This window comes from Streptomyces sp. R41, from assembly GCF_041053055.1.
In the GTDB taxonomy this organism is placed as follows: Bacteria; Actinomycetota; Actinomycetes; order Streptomycetales; family Streptomycetaceae; genus Streptomyces.
This window is the reverse complement of the sequence record NZ_CP163443.1, coordinates 6,824,541-6,847,345: the sequence shown is the minus strand read 5'-3', so window position 1 is coordinate 6,847,345 and position 22,805 is coordinate 6,824,541. Positions and strand designations below refer to the sequence as shown.

Annotated in this window: 20 protein-coding genes; 7 read left to right on the top strand and 13 right to left on the bottom strand. The window is 69.6% G+C overall.

The window, feature by feature from the left end:
- Positions 1-143: 143 nt before the first annotated feature.
- Entirely contained in the window at positions 144-728 is a 585-nt protein-coding gene (locus AB5J53_RS31370; RefSeq protein ID WP_369248979.1) for a Uma2 family endonuclease, read from the top strand.
- 12 nt (positions 729-740) lie between these two features.
- Here AB5J53_RS31370 and AB5J53_RS31365 read toward each other — a convergent pair whose 3' ends face one another.
- Together AB5J53_RS31365 and AB5J53_RS31360 are read right to left on the bottom strand one after the other, a co-directional pair.
- Complete coding sequence (locus AB5J53_RS31365) at positions 741-1,133, bottom strand: VOC family protein (RefSeq protein ID WP_369248978.1); 393 nt, start codon at positions 1,131-1,133, stop codon at positions 741-743.
- A 3-nt stretch (positions 1,134-1,136) separates the two neighbouring features.
- Entirely contained in the window at positions 1,137-1,640 is a 504-nt protein-coding gene (locus tag AB5J53_RS31360) for a DinB family protein (RefSeq protein WP_369248977.1), read from the bottom strand.
- A 104-nt stretch (positions 1,641-1,744) separates the two neighbouring features.
- Between AB5J53_RS31360 and AB5J53_RS31355 the strand changes: the two genes are divergently transcribed.
- Positions 1,745-2,785: an amidohydrolase family protein gene (locus AB5J53_RS31355; RefSeq protein WP_369248976.1), complete on the top strand. Its 1,041-nt coding sequence runs from the start codon at positions 1,745-1,747 to the stop codon at positions 2,783-2,785.
- Between the two features lie 178 nt (positions 2,786-2,963).
- Positions 2,964-3,701 (top strand): class I SAM-dependent methyltransferase, encoded by a 738-nt coding sequence (locus AB5J53_RS31350; protein ID WP_369248975.1) that lies wholly within the window; start codon positions 2,964-2,966, stop codon positions 3,699-3,701.
- Positions 3,702-3,802: 101 nt separating this feature from the next.
- Here AB5J53_RS31350 and AB5J53_RS31345 read toward each other — a convergent pair whose 3' ends face one another.
- From AB5J53_RS31345 to AB5J53_RS31315, 7 genes are all read right to left on the bottom strand, one after another.
- Positions 3,803-4,903 carry an ABC transporter ATP-binding protein gene (locus AB5J53_RS31345; protein ID WP_369252589.1) on the bottom strand — a complete coding sequence of 367 codons (1,101 nt, stop codon included), beginning with the start codon at positions 4,901-4,903 and terminating at the stop codon, positions 3,803-3,805.
- A gap of 47 nt (positions 4,904-4,950) precedes the next feature.
- The gene (locus AB5J53_RS31340) at positions 4,951-6,015 is read right to left on the bottom strand and encodes an ABC transporter ATP-binding protein (protein WP_369248974.1); all 1,065 of its coding nucleotides are present in this window, start codon (positions 6,013-6,015) and stop codon (positions 4,951-4,953) included.
- 20 nt (positions 6,016-6,035) lie between these two features.
- Positions 6,036-7,013: an ABC transporter permease gene (locus AB5J53_RS31335; protein ID WP_369248973.1), complete on the bottom strand. Its 978-nt coding sequence runs from the start codon at positions 7,011-7,013 to the stop codon at positions 6,036-6,038.
- Positions 7,014-7,094: 81 nt separating this feature from the next.
- The gene (locus tag AB5J53_RS31330) at positions 7,095-8,891 is read right to left on the bottom strand and encodes an ABC transporter substrate-binding protein (RefSeq protein ID WP_369248972.1); all 1,797 of its coding nucleotides are present in this window, start codon (positions 8,889-8,891) and stop codon (positions 7,095-7,097) included.
- A 114-nt stretch (positions 8,892-9,005) separates the two neighbouring features.
- Positions 9,006-10,034, bottom strand: coding sequence for an ABC transporter permease (locus tag AB5J53_RS31325; RefSeq protein WP_369248971.1), 1,029 nt, complete (start codon positions 10,032-10,034; stop codon positions 9,006-9,008).
- Between the two features lie 608 nt (positions 10,035-10,642).
- A complete protein-coding gene (gene typA, locus AB5J53_RS31320) occupies positions 10,643-12,550 on the bottom strand; it encodes a translational GTPase TypA (RefSeq protein ID WP_369248970.1) in 1,908 nt (635 codons plus the stop codon).
- Positions 12,551-12,969: 419 nt separating this feature from the next.
- Positions 12,970-15,189, bottom strand: coding sequence for an ABC transporter family substrate-binding protein (locus AB5J53_RS31315; RefSeq protein ID WP_369248969.1), 2,220 nt, complete (start codon positions 15,187-15,189; stop codon positions 12,970-12,972).
- A 481-nt stretch (positions 15,190-15,670) separates the two neighbouring features.
- Between AB5J53_RS31315 and AB5J53_RS31310 the strand changes: the two genes are divergently transcribed.
- The 4 genes from AB5J53_RS31310 to AB5J53_RS31295 all read left to right on the top strand — a co-directional run bounded on the left by AB5J53_RS31310 (position 15,671) and on the right by AB5J53_RS31295 (position 19,623).
- Positions 15,671-15,958, top strand: coding sequence for a hypothetical protein (locus AB5J53_RS31310; RefSeq protein ID WP_369248968.1), 288 nt, complete (start codon positions 15,671-15,673; stop codon positions 15,956-15,958).
- Between the two features lie 109 nt (positions 15,959-16,067).
- The gene (locus AB5J53_RS31305) at positions 16,068-16,889 is read left to right on the top strand and encodes a hypothetical protein (protein ID WP_369248967.1); all 822 of its coding nucleotides are present in this window, start codon (positions 16,068-16,070) and stop codon (positions 16,887-16,889) included.
- The gene (locus AB5J53_RS31300; protein ID WP_369248966.1) at positions 16,889-18,856 is read left to right on the top strand and encodes a fumarate reductase/succinate dehydrogenase flavoprotein subunit; all 1,968 of its coding nucleotides are present in this window, start codon (positions 16,889-16,891) and stop codon (positions 18,854-18,856) included. The genes AB5J53_RS31305 and AB5J53_RS31300 overlap by 1 nt, the downstream gene beginning before the upstream one ends.
- On the top strand, positions 18,853-19,623 hold the full coding sequence (locus AB5J53_RS31295) for a succinate dehydrogenase/fumarate reductase iron-sulfur subunit (protein WP_369248965.1): 771 nt from the start codon (positions 18,853-18,855) through the stop codon (positions 19,621-19,623). Before AB5J53_RS31300 ends, AB5J53_RS31295 begins: the two co-directional genes overlap by 4 nt.
- On the opposite strand, the gene AB5J53_RS31290 is transcribed toward AB5J53_RS31295, so the two are convergent.
- Genes AB5J53_RS31290 through AB5J53_RS31275 form a run of 4 tightly spaced genes read right to left on the bottom strand, consistent with a single transcriptional unit; the run spans position 19,604 to position 21,630 of the window.
- A complete protein-coding gene (locus AB5J53_RS31290) occupies positions 19,604-19,960 on the bottom strand; it encodes a hypothetical protein (protein ID WP_369248964.1) in 357 nt (118 codons plus the stop codon). The two genes, AB5J53_RS31295 and AB5J53_RS31290, sit on opposite strands and share 20 nt — an antisense overlap.
- Positions 19,957-20,277 carry a hypothetical protein gene (locus AB5J53_RS31285; protein ID WP_369248963.1) on the bottom strand — a complete coding sequence of 107 codons (321 nt, stop codon included), beginning with the start codon at positions 20,275-20,277 and terminating at the stop codon, positions 19,957-19,959. Before AB5J53_RS31285 ends, AB5J53_RS31290 begins: the two co-directional genes overlap by 4 nt.
- Positions 20,278-20,323: 46 nt before the next feature.
- A complete protein-coding gene (locus AB5J53_RS31280) occupies positions 20,324-20,608 on the bottom strand; it encodes a hypothetical protein (RefSeq protein WP_369248962.1) in 285 nt (94 codons plus the stop codon).
- Positions 20,605-21,630 (bottom strand): hypothetical protein, encoded by a 1,026-nt coding sequence (locus AB5J53_RS31275; RefSeq protein ID WP_369252587.1) that lies wholly within the window; start codon positions 21,628-21,630, stop codon positions 20,605-20,607. The genes AB5J53_RS31280 and AB5J53_RS31275 overlap by 4 nt, the downstream gene beginning before the upstream one ends.
- Positions 21,631-22,805: the final 1,175 nt, after the last annotated feature.

Genomic DNA, 22,805 nt, shown 5'->3' with positions numbered 1-22,805 from the left:
CGCCTCACGGGACCGGAACGTCGGCCCATTGACCCGAGCCATAAGACGATCCCGGCTCCTGGGGACAGCGAAGGCCCGTGCGCCCCTGAGGGGAGCACGGGCCTTCGCCTTGGCCACGGCATCGGCCTCGCTACCCTGAAGGCATGGACTACGCGACGATGCGCGCGATCGCCGAGGAGCTCACGGCGTACGCCGAGCACCTTGAGGGATCTTGGGAGGTCGAGATCGGCCCCTCCGGGCCGTTCCTCGCGATGATGAGCCCCTCGAAGCGCCACCAGGGCACGATCCGCCGCATCCGCAACCAGCTCAACGAGCAGCTCCCCGCCACCCACCCCGGCTACGTCTGCGAGAACGGTCCTGAGATCGAGCACCCGGCGATCGGCCGCATGCGGCGCCCGGACGCGGTCGTGATCCCCGAGGACGTGCTCGACGAAGAAGGCCTCGCCGTCGACGCGACCCAGGTGCTGGCGGTCATCGAGATCGTCTCCCCGTCCAACCCGGACAACGTCTACGGCGAGAAGCTCGCCGAGTACCCATCCATGGGCATCGCCCACTACATGATCGTCGACCCTCGCACGGGCACCATCGAGGTGCACTCCGAGCCCTGCAAGGACCGCTACCAGCACAAAGACCCGTACATCTTCGGTGATACCGTGCCGTTCGGCCCATGGTCGGTGGAGACCGACGCCTTCCGCCGCTACGGAAAAGCGGGGAACGCCCAGTCCTAGAGGGTGCCAGGCTCAGCCCAGCTCCCCGCGCTCCACGCAGAATTCGTTGCCCTCCGGGTCGGCCAGGACGACCCAGCCGCCGCCGTCCGGGCGGGTGTGGTCCGCGATGCGGCGGGCGCCGAGGGCGAGTGCCCGCTCGACCTCCGCCGCCCGTGTGCGGCCCTGCGGTCGCAGGTCGAGGTGGCTGCGGTTCTTCGCCGTCTTGTCCTCGGGGACGTGTACGAACAGGAGGGTCGGGCCGCCGGCGGGGTCCACGATCACCGCCTCCGGGTCGCCGGGCTTGTCGTCGTCGGCCAGCGGGCGGCCGAGCAACTCGCTCCAGAAGAGGCCGAGATCGTAGGGATCGCCGGTGCAGTCGAAGGTGATCGTGCGGATGGTGGGGTTCAGCGGCCCTTGCTCTGCCATGCGCTAGTCCCCCGTCCGGCCGTCGGCCAGTTCGCGCAGGATGTCGATGTGGCCGTTGTGGCGGGCCGTCTCCTCGACGAGGTGGAGGAGGATCCAGCGGAGGTCGACGTGGCGGCCGTCGCGGATGGGGCGCTGCGCCTTGGTGTCCAGGTCGTGGTCGGCGACCAACTGGCGGTAGCGGGCGGCCTGTTCCTCGTAGTCGTCGAGGAGTTGGGTCAGCGGGATGTCGACGGCGATGCGCATCTCGCGGTCGGGGTCCTCGTCCGTCCAGGGCCCCTTGTCCTCCTCGCCGAGGAAGACCACCTGGAACCAGGAGTACTCGACCCAGCGCAGGTGGCTGATCAGTCCGCACAGCGTCATCAGCGGGGACCCGGGCAGCGGTGCCTTGACGGCGTCCTCCGCGGAGACGCCCTCGCACTTGGCGTGGGCGGTGGCGCGGGCGTAGTCGAGGAAGGTGGTCAGCTGTGTGCGCTCGTCCCAGGCGGGAGGCGTGTCGGTTCGAGTCATCGGGGTGAAGCATCCCCGTCCGCCCGTTCGATGTCGAGCGATTAAGTACCCGCTTGCAGTGCGGGGTTGTCGACGCCGCGGCACCGGGACCAGACTGTCGCGCCATGGCCTTCCACCTGCGCGGGACCGTCCTGCCCGACGGCGTCGTACGCGACCTCTGGACGCTCGGCGACCGGATCACCTTCCAGCGCCCCTCGGCCCCGGCCGACACCATCGCCGACGGCGGGTTCCTGCTGCCGGGCCTTGTCGACGTGCACACGCACCCGGGCTCCGCCGCCGAGGACGACCCGCGCTTCGATCCGGACGTCTTCGCCGAGCAGATCGCCGTTCACCGGGACGCCGGGATCACGGCCCTGCGCTTCCCGGGGCTGCTCGGCGAGGTGCCCGACGGGCTGCGCGACGCGCCCGGATCCCCACGCATGGTCACGGCGGGCCGCTGGCTGGCCTGGGCGGGGCTGTCGAAGAGCGCCGGGTTCCACACGGTGACCGACGACCTGGTCGCCGCGGCGGTGGCGGAGGCGAAGGCCCACGACGGCTGGTGCAAGCTCATGGGTGACTGGGACTTCGAGGCGGCGCCGGTGCCCTTCGAGCTGCTGCGCGCGGTCGTCGACGGCGTGCACGCGGCCGGCGGGCGGGTCGCCGTGCACTGCCAGTCCGCGGAGGGCGTGCTGGGCGCGGCCCGCGCGGGCGCCGACTCCATCGAGCACGGCATGGGAATGCCGGAGCAGTGCATCGAGCTCATGGCCGCGCACGGGACGTCGTACGTCCCCACCCTCACCGCCTTCGCGCACAGCGCACTCCGCATCAAGGACAACCCCCGGGGCCGCCTGTGGCACGAGGGGCACCGCACGATGATCCGACGCGTCCGAGAGGCGTACGACGCCGGTGTCACCGTCCTCGCCGGTACGGACTCCGCGCCCTTCGGCAACGTCGCGACCGAGGTCGAGCACCTCGTCGCCGCCGGCCTCCCTCCCGAGACGGCGGTCGGCGCCGCCAGCTGGACCGCCCGCGCGTTCCTCGGCCTCACCGGTCTGACCGAGGGCGCCCTCGCCGACATCACTGTCTACGACACGGACCCCCGCCTCGACCCGGGCGCCCTCCGCCTTCCGCGCCGCATCATGCTGCGCGGCCGGGTCGTGCGCTGACCCCACGTCACAGACTCTTCGCCATCAGCTCCACCTCGAAGCCGTCCGCGTTCTGGGGGTCACTGAACTGCCGTCATCGATCATTTGCTTCAACTTTCTCTCCCTGAAGCGAACTTGTCCCCACGCTTCCTACCCGATCGGTGGTTCGACCGGGCCCCTCGCCTGAGAGACTGCTGCGATGGCTGATCGTTCGTTCAGTGACGTCTCGCTCGCCGCCCTGTACGACGCCCTGAATCCGTGGCGGCCGAGTGACGACTTCTATCTGGACCTGGTGATGTCCGCGCGGTCGGTGCTCGACGTCGGGTGCGGGACGGGGCGGCTGTTGGGGCGGGCCCGGGAGGCCGGGCACGAGGGGCGGCTCTGTGGGCTGGATCCCGCCGCGGCCATGCTGGTGCAGGCGCGGCGCCGGGCCGCCGTCGAGTGGGTGCTCGGGGATCTCGCCTCCGCGCGCTGGGAGCGGGAGTTCGACCTCGTCGTGATGACCGGGCACGCCTTTCAAGTACTCGTCTGCGACGAGGAGTTGCGTTCCTCGCTGGCCGCGGTCCGCGAAGCCCTCACCGACGACGGGCGGTTCGTCTTCGAGACGCGCAACCCCGCCGCCCGCGCCTGGGAGTCCTGGACCCCGGAGCGCGTGCGCGAGGTGAGCGACGCCCACGGCGCTGTCGTACGGGTCCGGCACGAGGTCGACACACCCGTGCTCGGCGATCGCGTGACGTTCACGGAGACGTTCGAGCACCCGGACTGGGAGCGGCCGCGGGTCAGTCGCAGCACGCTGCGCTTCCTCGGGGCGGACGCGCTGTCCGGGTTTCTCGGCGAGGCGGGGCTCGCCGTCCACGAGCAGTTCGGCGACTGGGGGCGGGGGCCGCTCTCCCCCACCGCCCCCGAGATCATCACCGTCGCCCGCCCCAGCGGCTAGGGCCTGTCCGGCGGATCGTGTCGGAGACGCGGGGCTTGGCACGCCCATCTGCGCTCATAATGCGCCGCAGCTCTCCTCCGACCTGATCCGCCGGACAGGCCCTAGTCGTCCTCGCTCTCGCTCTCCAGCGCCGCCAGCGCCGGGTCCAGCACGATGTCCTCCGCGCGGGCCTCGATCGTCGGGTCCTCAGGGAAGTGGCAGGCCGTCAAATGGCCCTCGGCGTTGCCCGACAGCTGGATCAGCGGGGGCTCCTCCTGCGCGCACTTGTCCTGCGCCTTCCAGCAGCGCGTACGGAAGCGGCAGCCGGAGGGCGGGGCGATCGGGGAAGGGACGTCGCCCTCCAGACGGATGCGTTCCTTCTTCTCGGCGTCGATGTCCGCGTCGGGAACGGCCGACATGAGGGCGTGGGTGTAGGGGTGGCGCGGGCCGGTGTACAGCGACGTACGATCCGCGATCTCCACGATCTTGCCGAGGTACATCACCGCGACGCGCTGCGAGAAGTGGCGGACGATGGCGAGGTCGTGCGCGATGAAGACGAACGCGATGCCCATCTCCCGCTGGACTTCCTGGAGCAGGTTCACCACCTGCGCCTGGATGGAGACGTCGAGCGCCGAGACCGGTTCGTCCGCCACGATCAGCTTGGGCGAGAGCGCCAGCGCCCTTGCCACGCCGATGCGTTGACGCTGACCGCCGGAGAACTCGTGCGGGAAGCGGTTGTAGTGCTCGGGGTTGAGACCCACGGTCTCCAGCAGCTCGCGTACGCGGGCCTCGCGGCCGCCGGGCGGATTGATGCCGTTGATCTCCATCGGCGAGGAGATGATCGTGCCGACCGTCTGACGGGGGTTGAGGGAGGCGTAGGGATCCTGGAAGATCATCTGGATCTCGGAGCGGATCGGGGACAGCTGGCGCCGGGTGGAGCGGCTGATGTCCTTTCCGCGGTACGAGATCGTGCCCTGCGTGGGCTCCATGAGTCGGGTCAGCAGCCGTCCCGTCGTGGACTTGCCGCAGCCCGACTCGCCGACCAGGCCCAGGGCCTCACCGGGGAAGACGTCGAAGGAGACGCCGTCCACGGCCTGCACCGCGCCGATCGTGCGCTTGATCGGAAAGCCTCCCTTCACCGGGAAGTACTTCTTCAGGTCGCGTACCCGCATCAGTGGTTCGGCCGGGTTCGCGTCCCGCTGACCGGGGATCGTGTCCGCCACGACCGCGGTCTTCTCGTCGCTCACAGCGTCGCTCACAGTCAGTCCCCTCAGCCCAGCCTGGGCCGAATCGTCTCGGTGAAGATGCGGCTCTTTTGATCCAACGTCAGATGGCAGGCCGCTCCCCGACCCTCCGGCAGCTCGGGCCGGATGTCCACACACCGGTCGGAGCCCTCGACCTCGCTGCGGAAGGCGCACCGCGGATGGAACGGGCACCCCGAGGGGGGGTTCAGCAGCGACGGGGGCGCGCCCGGAATGGGGGTCAGCGGCTCGTCCACGTCCGCCGAAAGACGTGGCATGGACGCCAGCAGGCCCCAGGTGTACGGATGTTGCGGGGATTTGAGCACCTCGCGGACCGTGCCGCGCTCCACCGCCCGGCCCGCATACATCACGAGCAGGTTGTCCGCCATGTTCGCGACCACCCCGAGGTCATGGGTGATCATGATGATCGCGGAGCCGAACTCCTGCTGGAGGTCCTTCAGCAGGTCCAGGATCTGCGCCTGGACCGTCACGTCGAGGGCCGTCGTCGGCTCGTCGGCGATCAACAGGTCCGGGTTGCAGACCAGGGACATGGCGATCATCGCGCGCTGGCGCATACCGCCGGAGAACTGGTGCGGATAGTCGTCGACGCGCCGCTGGGCGTGCGGGATGCCGACCTTCTCCAGCATCTCGATGGCCCGCTCGCGCGCCTCCTTCTTGGAGGCCCCGGTGTGCTTGCGGAACGGCTCGCCGATCTGCCGCCCCACGGTGTGGTACGGCGACAGCGCGGTCAGCGCGTCCTGGAAGATCATCGCCATCTTGTTGCCCCGGAGCTTCTCCAGCTCCGCCTCGGTGGCGGTGATCAGTTCCTTGCCGTCGAGGAGGATCTCGCCCTCGATCGTGGTGGCCAGTGGGTTGTGCAGGCCCAGGATGGTCAGGTTGGTGACGGACTTCCCGGACCCGGACTCGCCGACGATGCCCAGCGTCGTACCGCGCTCCAGGTCGAAGGAGAGACCGTCGACCGCCTTGACCTCGCCGTCCTCCGTGGAGAAGCGCACATGCAGGTCGCGGACCGACAGGAACGCATCGGATCCGGCGGGCGCCGCGGCGTCCTCGGGCTTGGTGAGTGTGGTCACTTCAGAAAACTCCTCAAGCACTAGGACAGCCGCACACGCGGGTCGATCACGGCGTACAACGCATCCACGATGACGTTGAGCAGGAGGATGAACGCGGCGCTGAAGAGCATCACGCCCATGAGTTTCGGCAGGTCCTTGCCGACGACGGACTCCACGGCGAGCCGGCCGATGCCCGCGAGTCCGAAGGTGAACTCGGTGACGACGGCGCCGCCGAGCAGCGCGGAGAGGTCCATGCCGAGGATGGTGAGGATCGGGATGAGCGAGCCGCGCCAGGCGTAGCGGAAGAAGACGTATCTGCCGGTCATGCCCTTCGCCCGGGCCGCGCGCACATGTTCTTCCTGGAGCTGCTCGATCATCGTCGAGCGCGCCATACGGGTGTAGTTGGCGGTGAAGATCACGGACATGACGACCCAGGGGATCAGCAGGCCCATGAACCACTGCGCCGGATTCTCCGTGAACGGCACGTACTTGGGCTTGTCCAGCCAGCCGGTGCTGTAGACGAAGATGCCGAGGACGATCGGGCCGAGGAAGTAGATCTGGAACGAGCTCAGCACCAGCGAGATGGAGCTGAAGACCTTGTCGAGCCAGGTTCCCCGGTAGCGGGCGGCGATCATGCCGGTGCCGAGGCCGACGATGAGGAAGACGATCAGGCCGCCGATCGTGAGGGACAGCGTCAGCGGGAAGCGGTCCATGATCGTGTCCCAGACCATCTGCTGGTCACGGAAGGAGACGCCGAAGCAGGGGGCCGGGCAGTGGCCCACGGCGAAGTCCCGCCCGACGAAAATGCCGGAGAGGAACTTCCAGTACTGCACGGGGATCGGATCGTCGAGCCCCAGGTTCCTGTGGATGATCGCCAGCGCGTCCGGGGTGCAGTTCTTGCCGCACGCGAGTGTGGCCGGGTCCTGGGGGATCGCGTAGTACATGAAGAACGTGAAGGCGCTGATCAGCAGGAGGATGAGCATCGCGCCGAACGTCCGGCGAAGGATGAATCGAAGCATGGCGGAACGCTGCTCTCAGGACGGCGGCCAGGGACAGGAGCGCCCGGGGCGCACTCGGCGGAGTGCGCCCCGGGAGGGTGGTCAGCTCTTGAGGAAGACCCGGGTCGGGTCGGTGTAGCTCGTCACCGTGGAGTAGCGCAGGCCGCCGACGTTGGTGCCGGCGATCTGGAACACCTTGGTGTAGTAGATCGGCGACGCCGGGTTGACCTTCTCGCTGATGTACTGGTTGAGCGCGGTCCAGGCCTTGGTGGCCTCGGCCGTGTCCGTGATCTTCAGGATCCGCTTGATCTCGGAGTTCACGTGGTCGTCGTTGATGTGGGCGTAGTTCGACGCGCCGTCCTGGATCTGGGTGCCGTCGTACAGCGGCGGGAAGACGGTGCTGGCGGAGGACCAGTCCTGGCCCCAGCCGGTCATGTAGATGTCGAAGCCGTTGTCGACCTTGCCGATCTGCTCGTACCAGGTGGCGGCGTCGACTTCCTTCTTCTGGACGTCGAGACCGATCTTGGTGAGGGCGTTCTCGACGAGGACGGCCTGCTGCTGGCGGACCGGGATGTTGGCGTAGGCGTAGACGATCTTCTTGCCCTTGGCGCCGGCTTCCTCGATCAGCTTCTTGGCCTTGGCGATGTCACCGTTGGGGTGCTTGGTCCGGTCGAAGGGGTCGTAGTCCTTCTGGTAGCCCGGAGTGGTGGGCGACATCAGGCTGTTGGCGACCTCACCGCCGTACGCGCCGCCGTCTGCCTTGTAGACCGCGGTGGACGGCATGGCGTAGGTGATCGCGTCGCGGATCTTCTTGTCCTTGATGCGGTCCATGTTGAAGTTCATCTGCCACACGTACGGGGCGTAGCCCTGGATCGTGCGCTTCATCGCCGCGGCGTCGGAGACCACCTTCTGCACCTGGGTGGTGGCGACCTGGCCGGTCATCATGATGGCGTTCTTGGCGTCACCGCGGTCGGCGAGGATCGTCTTGGTCTGGTCCTCGTCGTCGTGGTTGATGTCGATGTTGAAGCCGTCGACGTACTGGTGACGCATCGCGTCCGTCTTCGGGTCCCAGTTGGTGTTCTTGACCAGCTTCACGCTCTTGCCGGCCTTGAACTCCGAGATCTTGTACGGGCCGACGGCGACGGGCTTGGTGTCGTACTTGGCCTTCGTGTCCGTCTTCTCGGGGACGACGGAGTAGCCGGCCATGGCGAGCGCCTGCGGCAGGTCGGGCTGTGCGTCCTTGAAGTGGAAGACGACCGTCTTGTCGTCCGGGGTCGCGAGGACCGTGTCCGGCAGGTGCTTGCCCTTGAACGGGCCCTCGTACGCCTTGCGGTAGGTGGTGCCGGCACCGGACAGCCACTGCTGGATGTACGACGGGCCGTCCGTGATGAACGGGTCGTAGAGCCGCTCGAAGGTGTGGCGGATGTCGGCCGAGTCGATCACATGACCGGTCTCGTCCTTGACCCCGTCCTTCAGCGTGTACGTCCAGGTCTTGCCGCCGTCCGACATCTTGCCGGGGTCGGTGGCGAGGTCGCCGACGACCGTGAGTCCGCCCTTGGCGTCCTCCTTGTAGGTGGTCAGGCCGCGGAAGATGAGCTTGGAGAGCAGACCGGCGTCGCTGACGTAGATCTGGCCCGGGTCGAGGTGCGAGAAGTCGTCCTCCTCGTACACCTGGATCGTGCCGCCGGGCTTGGCGCCCGTGACCTCTTCGGCAGGTCCCGTCGAGTCGGCCGCGGTGCCCATCTTCACAGCCGCGGCCTGGGACGCGGCCTCTTCCTTGTCCTTGCTCTTGTTCTTGCCGCTGCCGCTGTCACTGCTGCTGCAGCCGGCCAGCGCGAGGGCGCCGGCCGCGACCGCGACGACGGCGGTCCGCGCTCTGCGGGAACTGAGGATGCTCATGGAGTCGAGTCCACCTGCCTGTGAGTTGTGATCAGTGATCCACTGGTGCTGCTTGGCAGTGCACGGCCGGTCGTCGCCGGCTCCCGGGTGGCAGCGGCACCCCCGAACTCGGTGTCAGCGGCCCGTCTTGGGATCGAAGGCGTCCCGGACCGAGTCACCGAGGAGGTTGAACGCCACGACGAAGACGACCATGGCGACACCCGGGAAGAACATGTAGACGGGGTCCTGTTCGTAGATGTCCGACCCGATGGCGAACATCCGGCCCCAGTCAGGGGTCGGTTCGGTGTAGCCGACGCCGACGAAGGAGAGAAACGCGACCGACAGAATGGTGCTGGGCAGCATGTAGGTGCCCTGCACCAGGATCGGTGTGACGAGGTTGGGCAGCAGTTCCTTGCGGATGATCCGCCATGGCGAGGCGCCCGCGACCTTCGCGGCCTCGACGAACTCCCGCTCGCGCAGCGAGAGCGCGACCGCCCGGATCAGCCGGGCGAGGCCCATCCAGCCGAGGAACCACAGCACGCCGATGATCGCGAGCGCGTGGATGTAGGTGGGCGTCTCCTCGTCGGGGGCGACGAACACCGCGGTGATCACCGGCATCGCCGCGATCATGAACAGCTGCTGCGGGAAGGCGAGCAGGAAGTCCGTGAGCCGGCCGAGCCAGTAGTCGACCTTGCCGCCGAAGTAGCCGCCGACCAGGCCGATCACCACCCCCATGAACACCATCGCGATGGTCGCCGCGAGCGCCGTGTACAGCGAGGTGCGCATGCCGTACAGCAGCTGCATGAACACATCGCGACCCAGCGTCGGTTCGATCCCGAACCAGAACTCCGACGTGATGCCGCCGTTGGGACCGGCGGGCATGTTGAAGTCGTTCAGGAGCGTGGGGTCGTCCTGCCCGTAGAGCGTGTACGGATTCTTGCCGTACAGCTTCGAGATCAGCGGAGCAAGGGCGGCGATCAGGAAGAAGAAGATCACGATGTACGCGGAGACGACACCGCTGCGGTCGCGCTTGAAGCGGCGCCACATCAGCTGGCCGGGCGATCGGCCCTCCAGCTTCTCCGGCGCGGCGGAACGCTTCTGCTCGGCCTGCTCGTCGACCTCGGTGGAGGCTTCCGCGCCCTCGATCTCGATCGGACTCGTCATGATTCGTCCATTTCATGGGTACGCCGATCCCGCGGCCGCCACAGGATGTGGGCGGCCACGGTTCGGACCATGCGGATCAGGAGAGACGTATGCCTAGCGGTCGCTGTGCGCAAGGGCGCGGCGTGCGACAACTCGCAGATGAACACGCGTAGTTGGCATCTGGTGCCTCCTCATGACTCAACCGGTGCACGGACAGGAGGGGCCCCTGACTGACCTCCGACACCCCTGACGGAGGGTCAAACACCCCACTGTGCTCGTGAGTCGGCGCTGTCCCCACAGCGCATGACCCATTGACCCGAGCGTTACGCGGCTAACTATCTGACATGAGCCAGATAACCGACCACAGCCTTTAGGTCTCGGTTCCATCACAGCTGACGCGTACATCTTCCAAAATCTGGACAAAATGATCTGAGAGAGAAGCCCGCGAAACGGACGTGTTACATGCGTATCGGGCGGGAGGTCCCGCATTTCGGACAGCGGGGAGCCGGAAAATGGGTTGCAAAAAGCCCGGGTCCCCCCATCCTGGGGGAACCCGGGCTCAGTTGCCGGTGATCAGCCGTACGGGACGACGAGAATCAGCCGAACCGGACGACCGTGATCAGCCGTGATCAGCCGTGCTTGGCGCGGCTCGCGGTGCGACCGCGCTCCTTCTGGTCGAGGACGACCTTGCGGATGCGAACGGCCTCCGGGGTCACCTCGACGCACTCGTCGTCGCGGCAGAACTCGAGGGACTGCTCCAGGGAGAGCTTGCGCGGCGGGACGATCGCCTCGAACGAGTCGGCGGCGGCGGAGCGCATGTTGGTGAGCTTCTTCTCCTTGGTGATGTTCACGTCCATGTCGTCGGCGCGGGAGTTCTCGCCGACGATCATGCCCTCGTACACCTCGGTGCCGGGGTCGGTGAACAGCACGCCGCGCTCTTGGAGGTTCGTCATCGCAAAGGCGGTGACGGCGCCCGCGCGGTCGGCGACCAGCGAACCGTTGTTACGGGTCGTCAGGGTGCCGAACCACGGCTCGTGGCCCTCGTGGATGGAGTGGGCGATGCCCGTGCCGCGCGTGCCGGTCAAGAACTCGGTCCGGAAGCCGATGAGGCCGCGGGAGGGGACGACGAACTCCAGGCGGACCCAGCCCGAGCCGTGGTTGGACATGTTGTCCATGCGGCCCTTGCGGACACCCATGAGCTGCGTGACCGCACCCATGTGCTCCTCGGGCACGTCGATCGTCATGCGCTCGACGGGCTCGTGGACCTTGCCGTCGATCTCCTGGGTGACCACCTGAGGCTTGCCGATGGTCAGCTCGAAGCCCTCACGGCGCATCTGCTCGACCAGGATGGCGAGCGCCAGCTCACCACGGCCCTGGACCTCCCAGGCGTCCGGACGCTCGGTGTCGAGCACCCGCAGGGAGACGTTACCGACCAGCTCGCGGTCGAGGCGGTCCTTGACCTGACGGGCGGTGACCTTGCGGTCCTTGACGGCGGCCTTGGCGGAGGCGCCCTTGCCGGTACCGCCGCGGCCGACCAGCGGCGAGGTGTTGGTACCGATGGTCATGGAGATCGCCGGCTCGTCGACCGTGATGAGCGGCAGCGCGATCGGGTTCTCGGGGTCGGCGAGCGTCTCGCCGATCATGATGTCCGGGATACCGGCCACGGCACAGATGTCGCCGGGGCCCGCCATCTCGGCGGGCTTGCGGGTGAGCGCCTCGGTCATCAGCAGCTCGGTGATGCGCACGTTGGACATCGTGCCGTCGCGCTTGATCCACGTGACGGTCTGGCCCTTGCGCAGCTCGCCCTGCTCGACGCGGAGCAGCGCGATACGGCCGAGGAAGTTGTCGGCGTCCAGGTTGGTGACATGCGCCTGGAGCGGGGCCGACTCGTCGTACGACGGGGCCGGGACGGACTCCAGGATCGTGGAGAAGAACGGCTCCAGGCTGTCGCTGTCCTGCGGGACCGTGCCGTCCTCCGGCTTGGTCAGCGAGGCGACGCCGTCACGCGCACACGCGTAGACGATCGGGAACTCGATCTGGTCCTCGTCGGCGTCCAGGTCGAGGAAGAGGTCGTACGCCTCGTTCACGACCTCGTCGATGCGCGAGTCGGGACGGTCCGTCTTGTTGATGCACAGGATGACGGGCAGGCGGGCCTGCAGCGCCTTGCGCAGCACGAAGCGGGTCTGGGGCAGCGGGCCCTCGGAGGCGTCGACGAGCAGCACGACCGCGTCCACCATCGACAGACCCCGCTCGACCTCGCCGCCGAAGTCGGCGTGGCCGGGGGTGTCGATGATGTTGATCGTGATGACCTCCCCACCATCCTTGGGGTGGTACTTCACGGCCGTGTTCTTGGCCAGGATCGTGATGCCCTTCTCACGCTCCAGGTCATTGCTGTCCATCATGCGGTCGTCGAGCGACTCGGCGGCGTGCGCGGCGAAGGCACCGGCCTGCTTGAGCATGGCATCGACCAGGGTGGTCTTGCCATGGTCGACGTGGGCGACGATGGCGACGTTGCGGATGTCGTGGCGCGTGGCCATATTGAGGCGCTTCTCCCGGGGTGAGTGGACGGCCTCCGCTGCGCGGGGCCTGCCGGGCTGAACACGCCACGGCCTTACCCCATGGTACGTGCCGCCGACAGACCCGGCCTCCGCAGGGCGACGCCCCCCACCTGAGCTGGGGCCCTACAGCCGTCATAGCTGTGGGCATGCGTGCCGCCAGGGGCGGCGCCCGTCCCAAAGAGAGCGGCACCTCGTACGCGCCGGGCTGCGCGACCTACCCCCGACCTCAGCCCCGGTGCCGGGGGCCTTTGCTGCAACGGCACCCGGCGCTGGTGGCTGTGCCCACCCTCCCCCACTCTCGGCTTCGCTCGAGCGGGGGGACCCCCATCGCCCAGCGGGACGATTGCCCACAGCGGCTAGCGGCAGCTGGAGCCGGTCAGCGGTAGCGGGAGCCGTGGCTAGTTCTGTGAGGGGCTGGCTGAAGGCTTGGGGGAGGGTTTCAGGTAGCCCATGTCCTCGTAGATCGGGGTCTGGAAGCCGAAGGCGCCGGTGTTGGCGAGGTTGGAGCGGGCGGCTGTGAGCTGGGGGCGCTGATAGAGGGGGATGGAGCCGGCGACGGCCCAGATGCGGGCGTCGGCCTTGCGGACCAGCGAGCGCTCCTCGTCCTCGTCCAGCGTGGCGATGGCCTGGTCGAAGAGCTGATCGACCTGGTCGGTGCCGACCCGGGTGAAGTTCTGCTCGACGCTGAGCGACCCGTCGGCGGCCGGCACTGGCTTGGCGAAGATCGGCCGGGCGTCGGTGGCCGGAAAGGCGGACGCGGGCCACGAGTACAGCGCCAGATCGTACTGACCCGACGCGATGTGGTCCTTGAAGTAGCTGTCGTCCGAGACCTTCGACATCTCGGTGTGGATACCGATGCGCTGCAGCATCTGCGAGATGCGGTCGGCAACGGCGTGCAGGGACTCGGAGCCCGGGCCCGAGGGCAGCACGAAACGGAGCGTCAGAGGCTTGCCGTCCTTGGCGAGCGCTCCCGCCGCCGCGCCCGCGGGAGCCGCCGTCCCCTTGGGCGCGTACGCCCCCGGCGCCCCGCCCTGCCTGGCGTACCGCTTCCCGCCCAGGTGCTTGCCGGCCTGCTCGTCCGCGTAGTCCCCCGACTGCTTCCGCTTGTGCCCCTCGCTGTGGTCCTTGGGGTCCTTCTTCTCCCGGTCGGCATCGGCGGGCTTGTCGTCCTCGCCGACGATGTACGTCCCGTCGTCGCCGGTGCCGTCGGAGTCCGCCTTCTTGCCCTTGGACCCGGCCGCCTTCTCCGTCTTCTTCTGTTCCTTGACGGGCCCGCCGGGCACCCACCCGGCGTCGGTCAGCAGCGCCTGCGCCTCCGCGGTGTCCTGGCCGCCGAGGGCGCCGCTGTTGTCGGCGTACGCCTGCTGGCCCGAGAGGGCGAGATGGCTGCCGACCGGCACGGCGGGCAGGCCCAGCGGCTTCAGCACCACCTGGGCGAGCTCCTCCCGGTTGAGGGCGCGGGCCACGGCGCGGCGGACGCGCTCGTCGGCGAGCGGGCCCTCGGAGCCGTTGAGGGCGAGCTGGGTGTAGGCGGGTTCGAGGGACTTGCGGACCACGAAACCGCGCAGCGCCGACTGCTGGTCGGCGAACTGCGCCATCGCCTTGCGCCGCTTCTCGCGGGCGCTCGCCTCGTCGGAGGCGGCTTTCTCGTCGGAGCCGTGCGCGAGGGCCCAGGAGCGCAGCGCCGTCGCGGGTGTGATCTCGACCCCGGGGCCCTGCAGCGGGGTGCTGCCCTTGTCGCGGGAGGCGAGCGTGATCCGCTCGGCCTCGGAGGGGTCGACCTCGGCCAGGTCGAGCTTGTTCGCGGCGAGCGCCTCGGCCCGCTTGTCACGGGCGACGGCGATCAGATCGATCTCGGAGAGCTTGGTGGGGTGGCCCCACCAGCGCGGGTTGCGGGTGAGGCGGACTTCGCCGCCCGTGCGGTCGACCTCCTTCAGCGCGAAGGGCCCCGCGGTGACCTTCAGCTTCCTTCGCGCCCCGTCGTTGAAGCTGTCCGGGGTGCCCATGACGTCCTTCGGGTACAGCGGCGAGAACAGCGACTTCCAGTCGGCGTACGGCCGGCTGAAGGTGACCCTGACCTCCAGGTTGTTCTTGCCGCGCTCGATCTTCTCGATACGGTCGTAGCCGGCGTTGCGGGCCGTCCAGTACGCGGTGTCCTTGCCGGACAGGGCGCGCCACTGGGCGGCGAAGTCGGCGGCGCCGATCTCGCGGCCGTCGCTCCAGACGGCCTGCTGATTGAGCTTGTACAGCACGACCTGCTTGGGCTCGGTCTCGACGATCTTCGCGGACTCCAGGTAGTCGGGGTTGGCCTGCGGCCGCCCGTTCCGGTCGAGCCGGTACATCGACGGCAGTACGGCCCCGGCGACCCGCGAGGTCGCGGCGTCCGCGTCGGCCTGGAAGGTGTTGAGCGTCTCCGGTACGGCGTCCACGGCCCAGCGCAGGGTGCCGCCGTCGGCGACCAGGTCGCGGGCCGCGGGCGCGATGTCCTGCCCGGCCACGGGCTGGCCCGCCTCGTCCTCCGCGCTGCACGCGGCGAGGGCGGGTACCGCGAGCGCGCCCGCGGTCAGGAACGCGACCGAGCGCATCACCGCGCGCAGTCCGACGCCGTCGTGGGACATCACTGCAACCTCCGGGGGCGCTCCGCTGTGGGGCAGGTCGGCTTCTGATCACGTTTGGCGGTATATGGAGTTGATCAGATGTATGCGCCCACTGAAGGGGAGGAGGGCGGCGATGGGGCGGCGACACGGCGTGGCGGGCCGCGAAGGCCACCCGTGCGGCGCAATGGCACCCGGCGCCGAGGCCGGCCCAGGGAGGTTTTCGCCTCCGCCGCCGCTACCCGTTCCCGTACCTGGGGGGCTTCGGCCGCCAGACCCCGCTACGGGCCTGTGGGGGCTGGTCGCGCAGTTCACCGCGCCCCTTACGGGGCGGAGCGGGCGAGAAACCCCCGGCGCGCGCAGGGCGCGTGGCGGCGCGTTCGGGATGGTGCGATCCTGGAATCCGTGCAGATCTCTTCACACGGCCCGGTGTGACGCGCAACACTCGCAGGCGCATGAACGTTGCCGCCTTGGGCCGGAGGGTCCGCGGAAGTGAGGGCAAGTCATGTCCGTGCACGACGACTTGACGTCCGTACAGCGCTGTCTCGACGACCTCGCGAGGTCGGTCGGACGGCTGGAACAGCAGATAGGCGCGGGCCTGGAGATGCGCCGGGTACGGGCCGACGCCGACCACCTGCGCGAGAGCGTCGCGCTGCTGCGCGAGGCCGCCGCCCAGCCGGCCGCGCCACGCCGGCCCGACCTGGTCGCCATCCCCGACACCCCGTACGACAACTCCCTGTGGACGGACTCGGACGACGAGGGCCTCGGCGCCCGCGACCGCCACGCCCCGTGAGTACCCCCGGCGAGCAAGCCGAAGGGTCGACACAGTCATGCGCCGGGGGGCGCCCATCGGTGCGGTTGCGGCCCGGAGGCGAACCGAGCCCTGAAGAGGAGCAGCAGCGTTGGCCACTGGCACGGAACCCCATCTGAACAGCGGCGGCGTACGGTCCGGCTCACGGGCCGCGATCACCGCCCCGCATCTGCGGACGGACCGCTGGTGGCTGGCGCCCGCCGTCACCGCGGCCGGGCTGCTGGCCTTCGTCGTCTACTCGACCTGGCGGGCCTTCGCGGACACGAACTACTACGCGGCGCCGTACGTCTCGCCGTTCTACTCGCCCTGTCTGGCCGAGCGCTGCGAGACCATGCACGCGGGCCCCAACGCGGACCTCTTCGGGAGCTGGTGGGCCATCTCCCCGGCCATCATCATCCTGATCTTCCCGCTCGGCTTCCGGCTGACCTGCTACTACTACCGCAAGGCCTACTACCGCGGCTTCTGGGCGTCGCCGCCGGCCTGCGCGGTCCCCGAGCCGCACAAGAAGTACACCGGTGAGACCCGCTTCCCGCTGATCCTGCAGAACATCCACCGGTACTTCTTCTACGCCGCGATCCTCGTCGCCGGTGTCCTGACCTACGACACCGTGCTCGCCTTCCGCGACGAGCACTACAACTGGGGTCACATGGGCCTGGGCACCGTGGTGTTCCTGGTCAACATCGTGCTGATCTGGGCGTACACCGTCTCCTGCCACTCCTGCCGGCACATCGTCGGCGGGAAGCTCAAGCACTTCTCCAAGCATCCCGTGCGCTACCGGATGTGGCAGTGGGTGGGGAAGCTGAATGCCCGTCACATGCTGCTCGCCTGGGCGTCGTTGGTGAGCGTGGCGCTCGCCGACTTCTACGTGTACCTGGTCGCGTCCGGCGCCTTCGACGATCCGAGGTTCTTCTGATGTCCGTGGTCGACCGGCAGGAGTGGGACGTTGTCGTGGTCGGCGCCGGGGGCGCCGGACTGCGCGCCGCCATCGAGGCACGGGAGCGCGGTGCCCGTACGGCCGTGATCTGCAAGTCCCTGTTCGGCAAGGCGCACACCGTGATGGCCGAGGGCGGCATCGCGGCGGCGATGGCCAACGTCAACGAGCACGACAACTGGCAGGTCCACTTCCGCGACACCATGCGCGGCGGGAAGTTCCTCAACCAGTGGCGGATGGCCGAGCTGCACGCTCAGGAAGCGCCAGACCGGGTATGGGAGTTGGAGACCTGGGGCGCCCTCTTCGACCGTACGAAGGACGGGCGGATCTCGCAGCGCAACTTCGGCGGCCACGAGTATCCGCGGCTCGCGCACGTCGGCGACCGGACGGGGCTCGAGCTCATCCGGACCCTGCAGCAGAAGATCGTGTCCCTCCAGCAGGAGGACATGAAGGAGACCGGGGACTACGAGAGTCGTCTGAAGGTGTACCAGGAGTGCACCGTCACCCGGATCCTGAAAACTGTGTCCGATAGCGGCTCCGCCGCGGGCAGCCGCGTCTCCGGGGCCTTCTGCTACGAGCGCGAATCGGGCCGTTTCTTCGTCCTCGAAGCGCCCTCCGTCGTGATCGCCACGGGCGGCATCGGCAAGTCCTTCAAGGTGACGTCGAACTCGTGGGAGTACACCGGGGACGGTCATGCGCTCGCCCTCCTTGCCGGCGCGCCCCTGCTGAACATGGAGTTCGTGCAGTTCCACCCGACGGGCATGGTCTGGCCGCCGTCGGTGAAGGGCATCCTCGTCACCGAGTCGGTGCGCGGCGACGGCGGAGTGCTCCGGAACTCCGACGGCAAGCGGTTCATGTTCGACTACATCCCGGACGTCTTCAAGGAGAAGTACGCGCAGTCCGAGGAGGAGGGCGACCGCTGGTACGAGGACCCGGACAACAACCGCCGTCCCCCTGAGCTGCTGCCCCGGGACGAGGTCGCGCGGGCCATCAACTCCGAGGTGAAGGCCGGCCGCGGCTCCCCGCACGGCGGAGTCTTCCTGGACGTCTCGACCCGTATGCCCGCCGAGGTGATCCGGCGCCGGCTGCCGTCCATGTACCACCAGTTCAAGGAGCTGGCGGACGTCGACATCACCGCCGAGTCGATGGAGGTCGGCCCGACCTGCCACTACGTGATGGGCGGTATCGCGGTCGAGTCGGACACGGCGGCGGCACGCGGCGTACCCGGCCTCTTCGCGGCAGGCGAGGTCGCCGGCGGCATGCACGGCTCCAACCGGCTCGGCGGCAACTCGCTCTCCGACCTCCTGGTGTTCGGACGGCGGGCCGGGCTGCACGCGGCCGAGTACGCGGCGGGGCTCTCCGATGACCGCCCTGCCGTCGACGACATCCAGGTGGACACCGCCGCCGCGGAGGCCCTGCGCCCCTTCTCGGCCGAGGGACCCCAGCCCGGCGAGGAGAACGGGCGGCCACCCGAGAACCCGTACACCGTGCACCAGGAACTCCAGCAGACGATGAACGACCTGGTCGGCATCATCCGCCGCGAGGCCGAGATGGAGCAGGCCCTGGAGAAGCTCGCGGACCTGCGGGTACGGGCGCGCCGGGCGGGCGTGGAGGGCCATCGGCAGTTCAACCCCGGCTGGCACCTCGCCCTGGACCTGCGGAACATGCTCCTGGTCAGCGAATGCGTGGCACGGGCCGCGCTGGAACGCACGGAGTCCCGCGGCGGCCACACCCGCGAGGACCACCCGACGATGGAGCGGGCCTGGCGTCGCGTGAACCTGCTGTGCCAACTGACCGACCCGACGGGCGGATTGGCGGCGACCGATCCGGTGCGCGGCCAGATCGACCTCGTACGCGCGACCACCGAACCCATCCGCCCCGACCTGCTCGCCCTCTTCGAGAAGGAGGAGCTGGTCAAGTACCTCGCCGAAGAGGAGCTGTACGAGTGAGCAGCTATGAGGCCCGCTTCAAGGTGTGGCGCGGGGACGTCAAGGGCGGCGGCCTGGAGGACTTCGAGGTCGAGGTGAACGACGGTGAGGTGGTGCTGGACATCATCCACCGGCTCCAGGCGACCCAGGCCCCCGACCTGGCCGTGCGCTGGAACTGCAAGGCGGGCAAGTGCGGTTCGTGTTCGGCGGAGATCAACGGGCGGCCGCGGCTGATGTGCATGACGCGGATGTCGGTGTTCACGCCCGAGGAGACGATCACTGTCACGCCGCTCCGCGCCTTCCCCGTCGTACGTGATCTCGTCACGGACGTCGGCTTCAACTACACGAAGGCGAGGGAGGTGCCGGCCTTCGTGCCCCCGGCGGACCTGGGCCCCGGCGAGTACCGGATGCAGCAGGAGGACGTCGACCGCTCGCAGGAGTTCCGCAAGTGCATCGAGTGCTTCCTGTGCCAGGACACCTGCCATGTCGTCCGCGACCACGATGAGAACAAACCGGCGTTCGCCGGCCCGCGCTTCCTGATGCGGGTGGCGGAGCTGGACATGCACCCGCTGGACGCGGCGGCGGAGTCCGGCCTGGACCGCAAGCGCACCGCCCAGGACGAACACGGCCTCGGCTACTGCAACATCACCAAGTGCTGCACGGAGGTCTGCCCCGAGGGCATCAAGATCACCGACAACGCCCTGATTCCCTTGAAGGAACGCGCGGTCGACCGCAAGTACGACCCGCTGGTGTGGCTGGGGTCGAAGATCAGGAGGCGGGAGACGTAGGGCCGGAATCCGGGCCTGCCGCGGGGCCGCCGGGGCGTCGGCGGTCGCGACGGGCGCGGTGCATCAGGGCGGCTCCGGTGAGCATTCCAGCGCTGCCCACGAGGGTGAAGGCGAACTGGACGGCACCGGGGCCGATCAGGGCGAGCGCCAGGGAGGGAAGCGCGACGGACGCCGTCAGCACCAGTGCTCCCTGGCCCCACAGCCGTCGCCGGAAAACCGGGCGGCGCTCCCACCCGGGCACCCGGCCCCCGCGCACGGCGACGATCCCGACGGCGGCCGCCAGTCCCAGGACCACGCCCTCGGCCAGTCCCAGCGCGAAGTGCCAGTCGGCGGTCATCGCTCGTCCGCCGTCATCGGTCTCGCGGGGCGGCCGGGGCGCTGCCCCGCCATCTGCAGCACGAGCCCCACGAAGAACACGGCCATCCCGGCCATGGCGTAGGGCGTCATGTCGGCGTCGGGCCCGCGGAACGGTCCGAGGAACATGTACAGGGACATGCCGACGGCTCCCACCACCGAGCCGTACCCCCACAGCTTCGGCCGCAGGACCCGGCGACGGCCCCACGGCGGCACCCAGCCCGTCGTGATGCCCGCGATCCCGATCCCCGCGAGGCCGACCACGGCGAGCACGGCGAACGCCACCAGATACGAGTGCATCAGACCCCCATCTCCCGGTGCGTGCCGAGCACGGCGCGCGCTCCGATCATGGCACGCGGGGATTCGGGTCCTCCAGGAACATGACCGTCTGTTGAATGTTGTACTCCGCGATCCCGCGCATGGGCCCCGGCTGCGGGAAGTCGCCGTCGAGCAGGCGCAGTGGGCCCGAGACGAGGGAGAGGTGCATCGCCAGGCGGTACAGGCGCAGCCGGTCCTTCTTGCTGCCGCCACGGAGTCGTGTGGTCGCGGTGAGGGTGCGGGCGGGGCCGACGGCGGCGTGGGCGAGGGGGGCCAGGTCGTGGCGGGTGAGAGACGTACGGGTGCCGGTCACCGGACCCAGCCTTCCCGATACGCCGTCCAGTCCTTCTCCGTGGCGGCGAAATCCACGTACAGGGCGACCCCGAACCGCTCACGGTGGCGATCCGTGCGGGAGAGGCCGAGACGGGTGCCGCGGACGGCGGCCGCGACGGTTTCCGCCGACCCGTGGTGGCTCATGTCGTCCTCGTGGAAGAACGGCAGGCCCATCAGCAAGTCCGTGGACTTCGGGGTGACTTCGAGGGCGAGGGAGGTCTGCTGGGCGACGTAACCGCCGTACAGGCTCTCCAGCGGGAGTGCCGTGTCGTACGACATGAGGGCGATCTGGTCGACGCGGCGGGCCACTTGGCCGAAGTACGACTGGGACCACCACTTGGGGTGTCCCGTGAGGGTGCCGCGGATGGCGTGGGCCGCCGGGAGCGGGTCGATCTGGTGGGCGGCGACGGAGAGCGGGACACCGCGGGCCCGGGTGACCCGGTGCAGGTCGTCGAGGAGGGAGAGGTAGTCGCGGTCGCCCGAATGGAGGGGCTCCAGGTCGAAGTGGACACCGTCGAAGCCGGCCGCGAGGACCTGGCGGGCCGACCGCACGACGGCCGACCGGGTCGCCGCCCGGTCCAGCCGCAGCCCGACCGGCCCCTCACTGGCCAGCTCGTCCCCGAGCCACGCCTGCACCCGTACGCCGGACAGCTGCCGGTGCACGGCCGCGATCAGCCGGCCGGCCCCCGGATACGCCGCCGCCGGCAACGTCCCGTCATGCTCCAGCGGCCCCGCGTGCACATACAGATCCCGGATCCCGGTACTCCGCAGCCGCGCCGCCAGCGCCTCGACGTCCGCGTCCCCCTTCCGCCCGTCCACCCAGGCGTGCCCCAGCCACAGCGCATCACGGTTTCTGGTCAGGGTGCCGGCGGCCGGGTCTCCCGCGTAGTTCACCCGGAGGGCGATTCCCGCGGCGAGGGAGGGGAGGAGAAGGACCAGGAGCAGAGTGAGGGCGATGCGCTTGGGCCAGCGGAGGCGGGGGTTGCGCCACACCCGGACGATCCGTCGGGTCCGGGCGGGGCCGACGGGGTGCGTGGGCTTGTCGGGGGCGCCTGACAGCGGCGGGGACGGGGTATCCGCGGGCGGCTCGGAGGTATCTGCCAGCGGCTCGGGGGTATCCGCGGAAGGCACGGGGGTATCCGCGGAAGGCACGGGGACACCTGCCGGCGGCCCGGGGGTATCCGCGGAAGGCACCAGGACACCTGCCGACAGCCCGGAGCCATCCGCGGAAGGCACCGGGACACCTGCCGACAGCCCGGAGGCATCCGCGGAAGGCACCGGGGCATCTGCGGGGTCGTCGCCGGGGTGGCCTGGCTGCGGGGCGGAGGTGGCTGCCGGCACTCCGGGGTCCTCCGACGGCTGTGCGGGGGCGCCTGCCCGCGAGCCGGGGTCGCCTGGCAGCTCACCGGGGTGTCCTGCCGATTGCGCGGGGGCAGCCGACTGCCCCGAGCCGCCCGCGTGGTCCCCGGGCCGGCCTGCCACCAGGGCCGAGCTGCCCGGGGACTGCCTGCCGTCGCCCACCGGATCACCGCGTTCGCCCTCCGGCAGCGAGCGGTCGCCCGCCGACCGCCCCGAGCCGCCCGCGTAGTCTCCGAGCCGGGCCGCCGCCAAGGCCGAGCTGCCCGCGGACTGCCTGGCATCGCCCACCGGATCACCGCGTTCGCCCTCCGGCAGCGAGCGGTCGCCCGCCGACTGCCCCGAGCCGCCCACGTGGTCCCCGAGCCGGGCCGCCGCCAAGGCCGAGCTGCCCGCGGACTGCCTGGCATCGCCCACCGGATCACCGCGTTCGCCCTCCGGCAGCGAGCGGTCGCCCGCCGACCGCCCCGAGCCGCCCGCGTAGTCTCCGAGCCGGGCCGCCGCCAAGGCCGAGCTGCCCGTGGACTGCCTGGCATCGCCCACCGGATCACCGCGTTCGCCCTCCGGCAGCGAGCGGTCGCCCATCGACTGCCCCGAGCCGCTCACCGGCTCCCCGGGCCGGCCTGCCGCCAGTACGGGGCCGCCCGCCGACTCATTGCGGGGACCTGACCGCGGCGCGGAGTCCCCCGCCGACTGCGCAGGGGCGCCCGCCGGCTCTCCGGCGTCAGCCGCCGGGGGCTGGTTGTCTCCCGTCTGGCCCTCTTCGTTCGTCGGGGTCGCTGGTGCCGTTGGGTGGTCGGCAGGGTTCGGCTCCCGCGGGG

What these genes read in the sequence shown, in the direction of transcription:
- AB5J53_RS31370 (WP_369248979.1), top strand. Translation starts at nt 144, where the DNA reads ATGGACTACGCGACGATGCGCGCGATCGCCGAGGAGCTCACGGCGTAC.
- typA (WP_369248970.1), bottom strand. Translation starts at nt 12,550, where the DNA reads ATGGCCACGCGCCACGACATCCGCAACGTCGCCATCGTCGCCCACGTC.
- AB5J53_RS31325 (WP_369248971.1), bottom strand. Translation starts at nt 10,034, where the DNA reads ATGACGAGTCCGATCGAGATCGAGGGCGCGGAAGCCTCCACCGAGGTC.
- AB5J53_RS31365 (WP_369248978.1), bottom strand. Translation starts at nt 1,133, where the DNA reads ATGGCAGAGCAAGGGCCGCTGAACCCCACCATCCGCACGATCACCTTC.
- AB5J53_RS31355 (WP_369248976.1), top strand. Translation starts at nt 1,745, where the DNA reads ATGGCCTTCCACCTGCGCGGGACCGTCCTGCCCGACGGCGTCGTACGC.
- AB5J53_RS31350 (WP_369248975.1), top strand. Translation starts at nt 2,964, where the DNA reads ATGGCTGATCGTTCGTTCAGTGACGTCTCGCTCGCCGCCCTGTACGAC.
- AB5J53_RS31310 (WP_369248968.1), top strand. Translation starts at nt 15,671, where the DNA reads ATGTCCGTGCACGACGACTTGACGTCCGTACAGCGCTGTCTCGACGAC.
- AB5J53_RS31285 (WP_369248963.1), bottom strand. Translation starts at nt 20,277, where the DNA reads ATGCACTCGTATCTGGTGGCGTTCGCCGTGCTCGCCGTGGTCGGCCTC.
- AB5J53_RS31330 (WP_369248972.1), bottom strand. Translation starts at nt 8,891, where the DNA reads ATGAGCATCCTCAGTTCCCGCAGAGCGCGGACCGCCGTCGTCGCGGTC.
- AB5J53_RS31360 (WP_369248977.1), bottom strand. Translation starts at nt 1,640, where the DNA reads ATGACTCGAACCGACACGCCTCCCGCCTGGGACGAGCGCACACAGCTG.
- AB5J53_RS31290 (WP_369248964.1), bottom strand. Translation starts at nt 19,960, where the DNA reads ATGACCGCCGACTGGCACTTCGCGCTGGGACTGGCCGAGGGCGTGGTC.
- AB5J53_RS31335 (WP_369248973.1), bottom strand. Translation starts at nt 7,013, where the DNA reads ATGCTTCGATTCATCCTTCGCCGGACGTTCGGCGCGATGCTCATCCTC.
- AB5J53_RS31315 (WP_369248969.1), bottom strand. Translation starts at nt 15,189, where the DNA reads ATGTCCCACGACGGCGTCGGACTGCGCGCGGTGATGCGCTCGGTCGCG.
- AB5J53_RS31300 (WP_369248966.1), top strand. Translation starts at nt 16,889, where the DNA reads ATGTCCGTGGTCGACCGGCAGGAGTGGGACGTTGTCGTGGTCGGCGCC.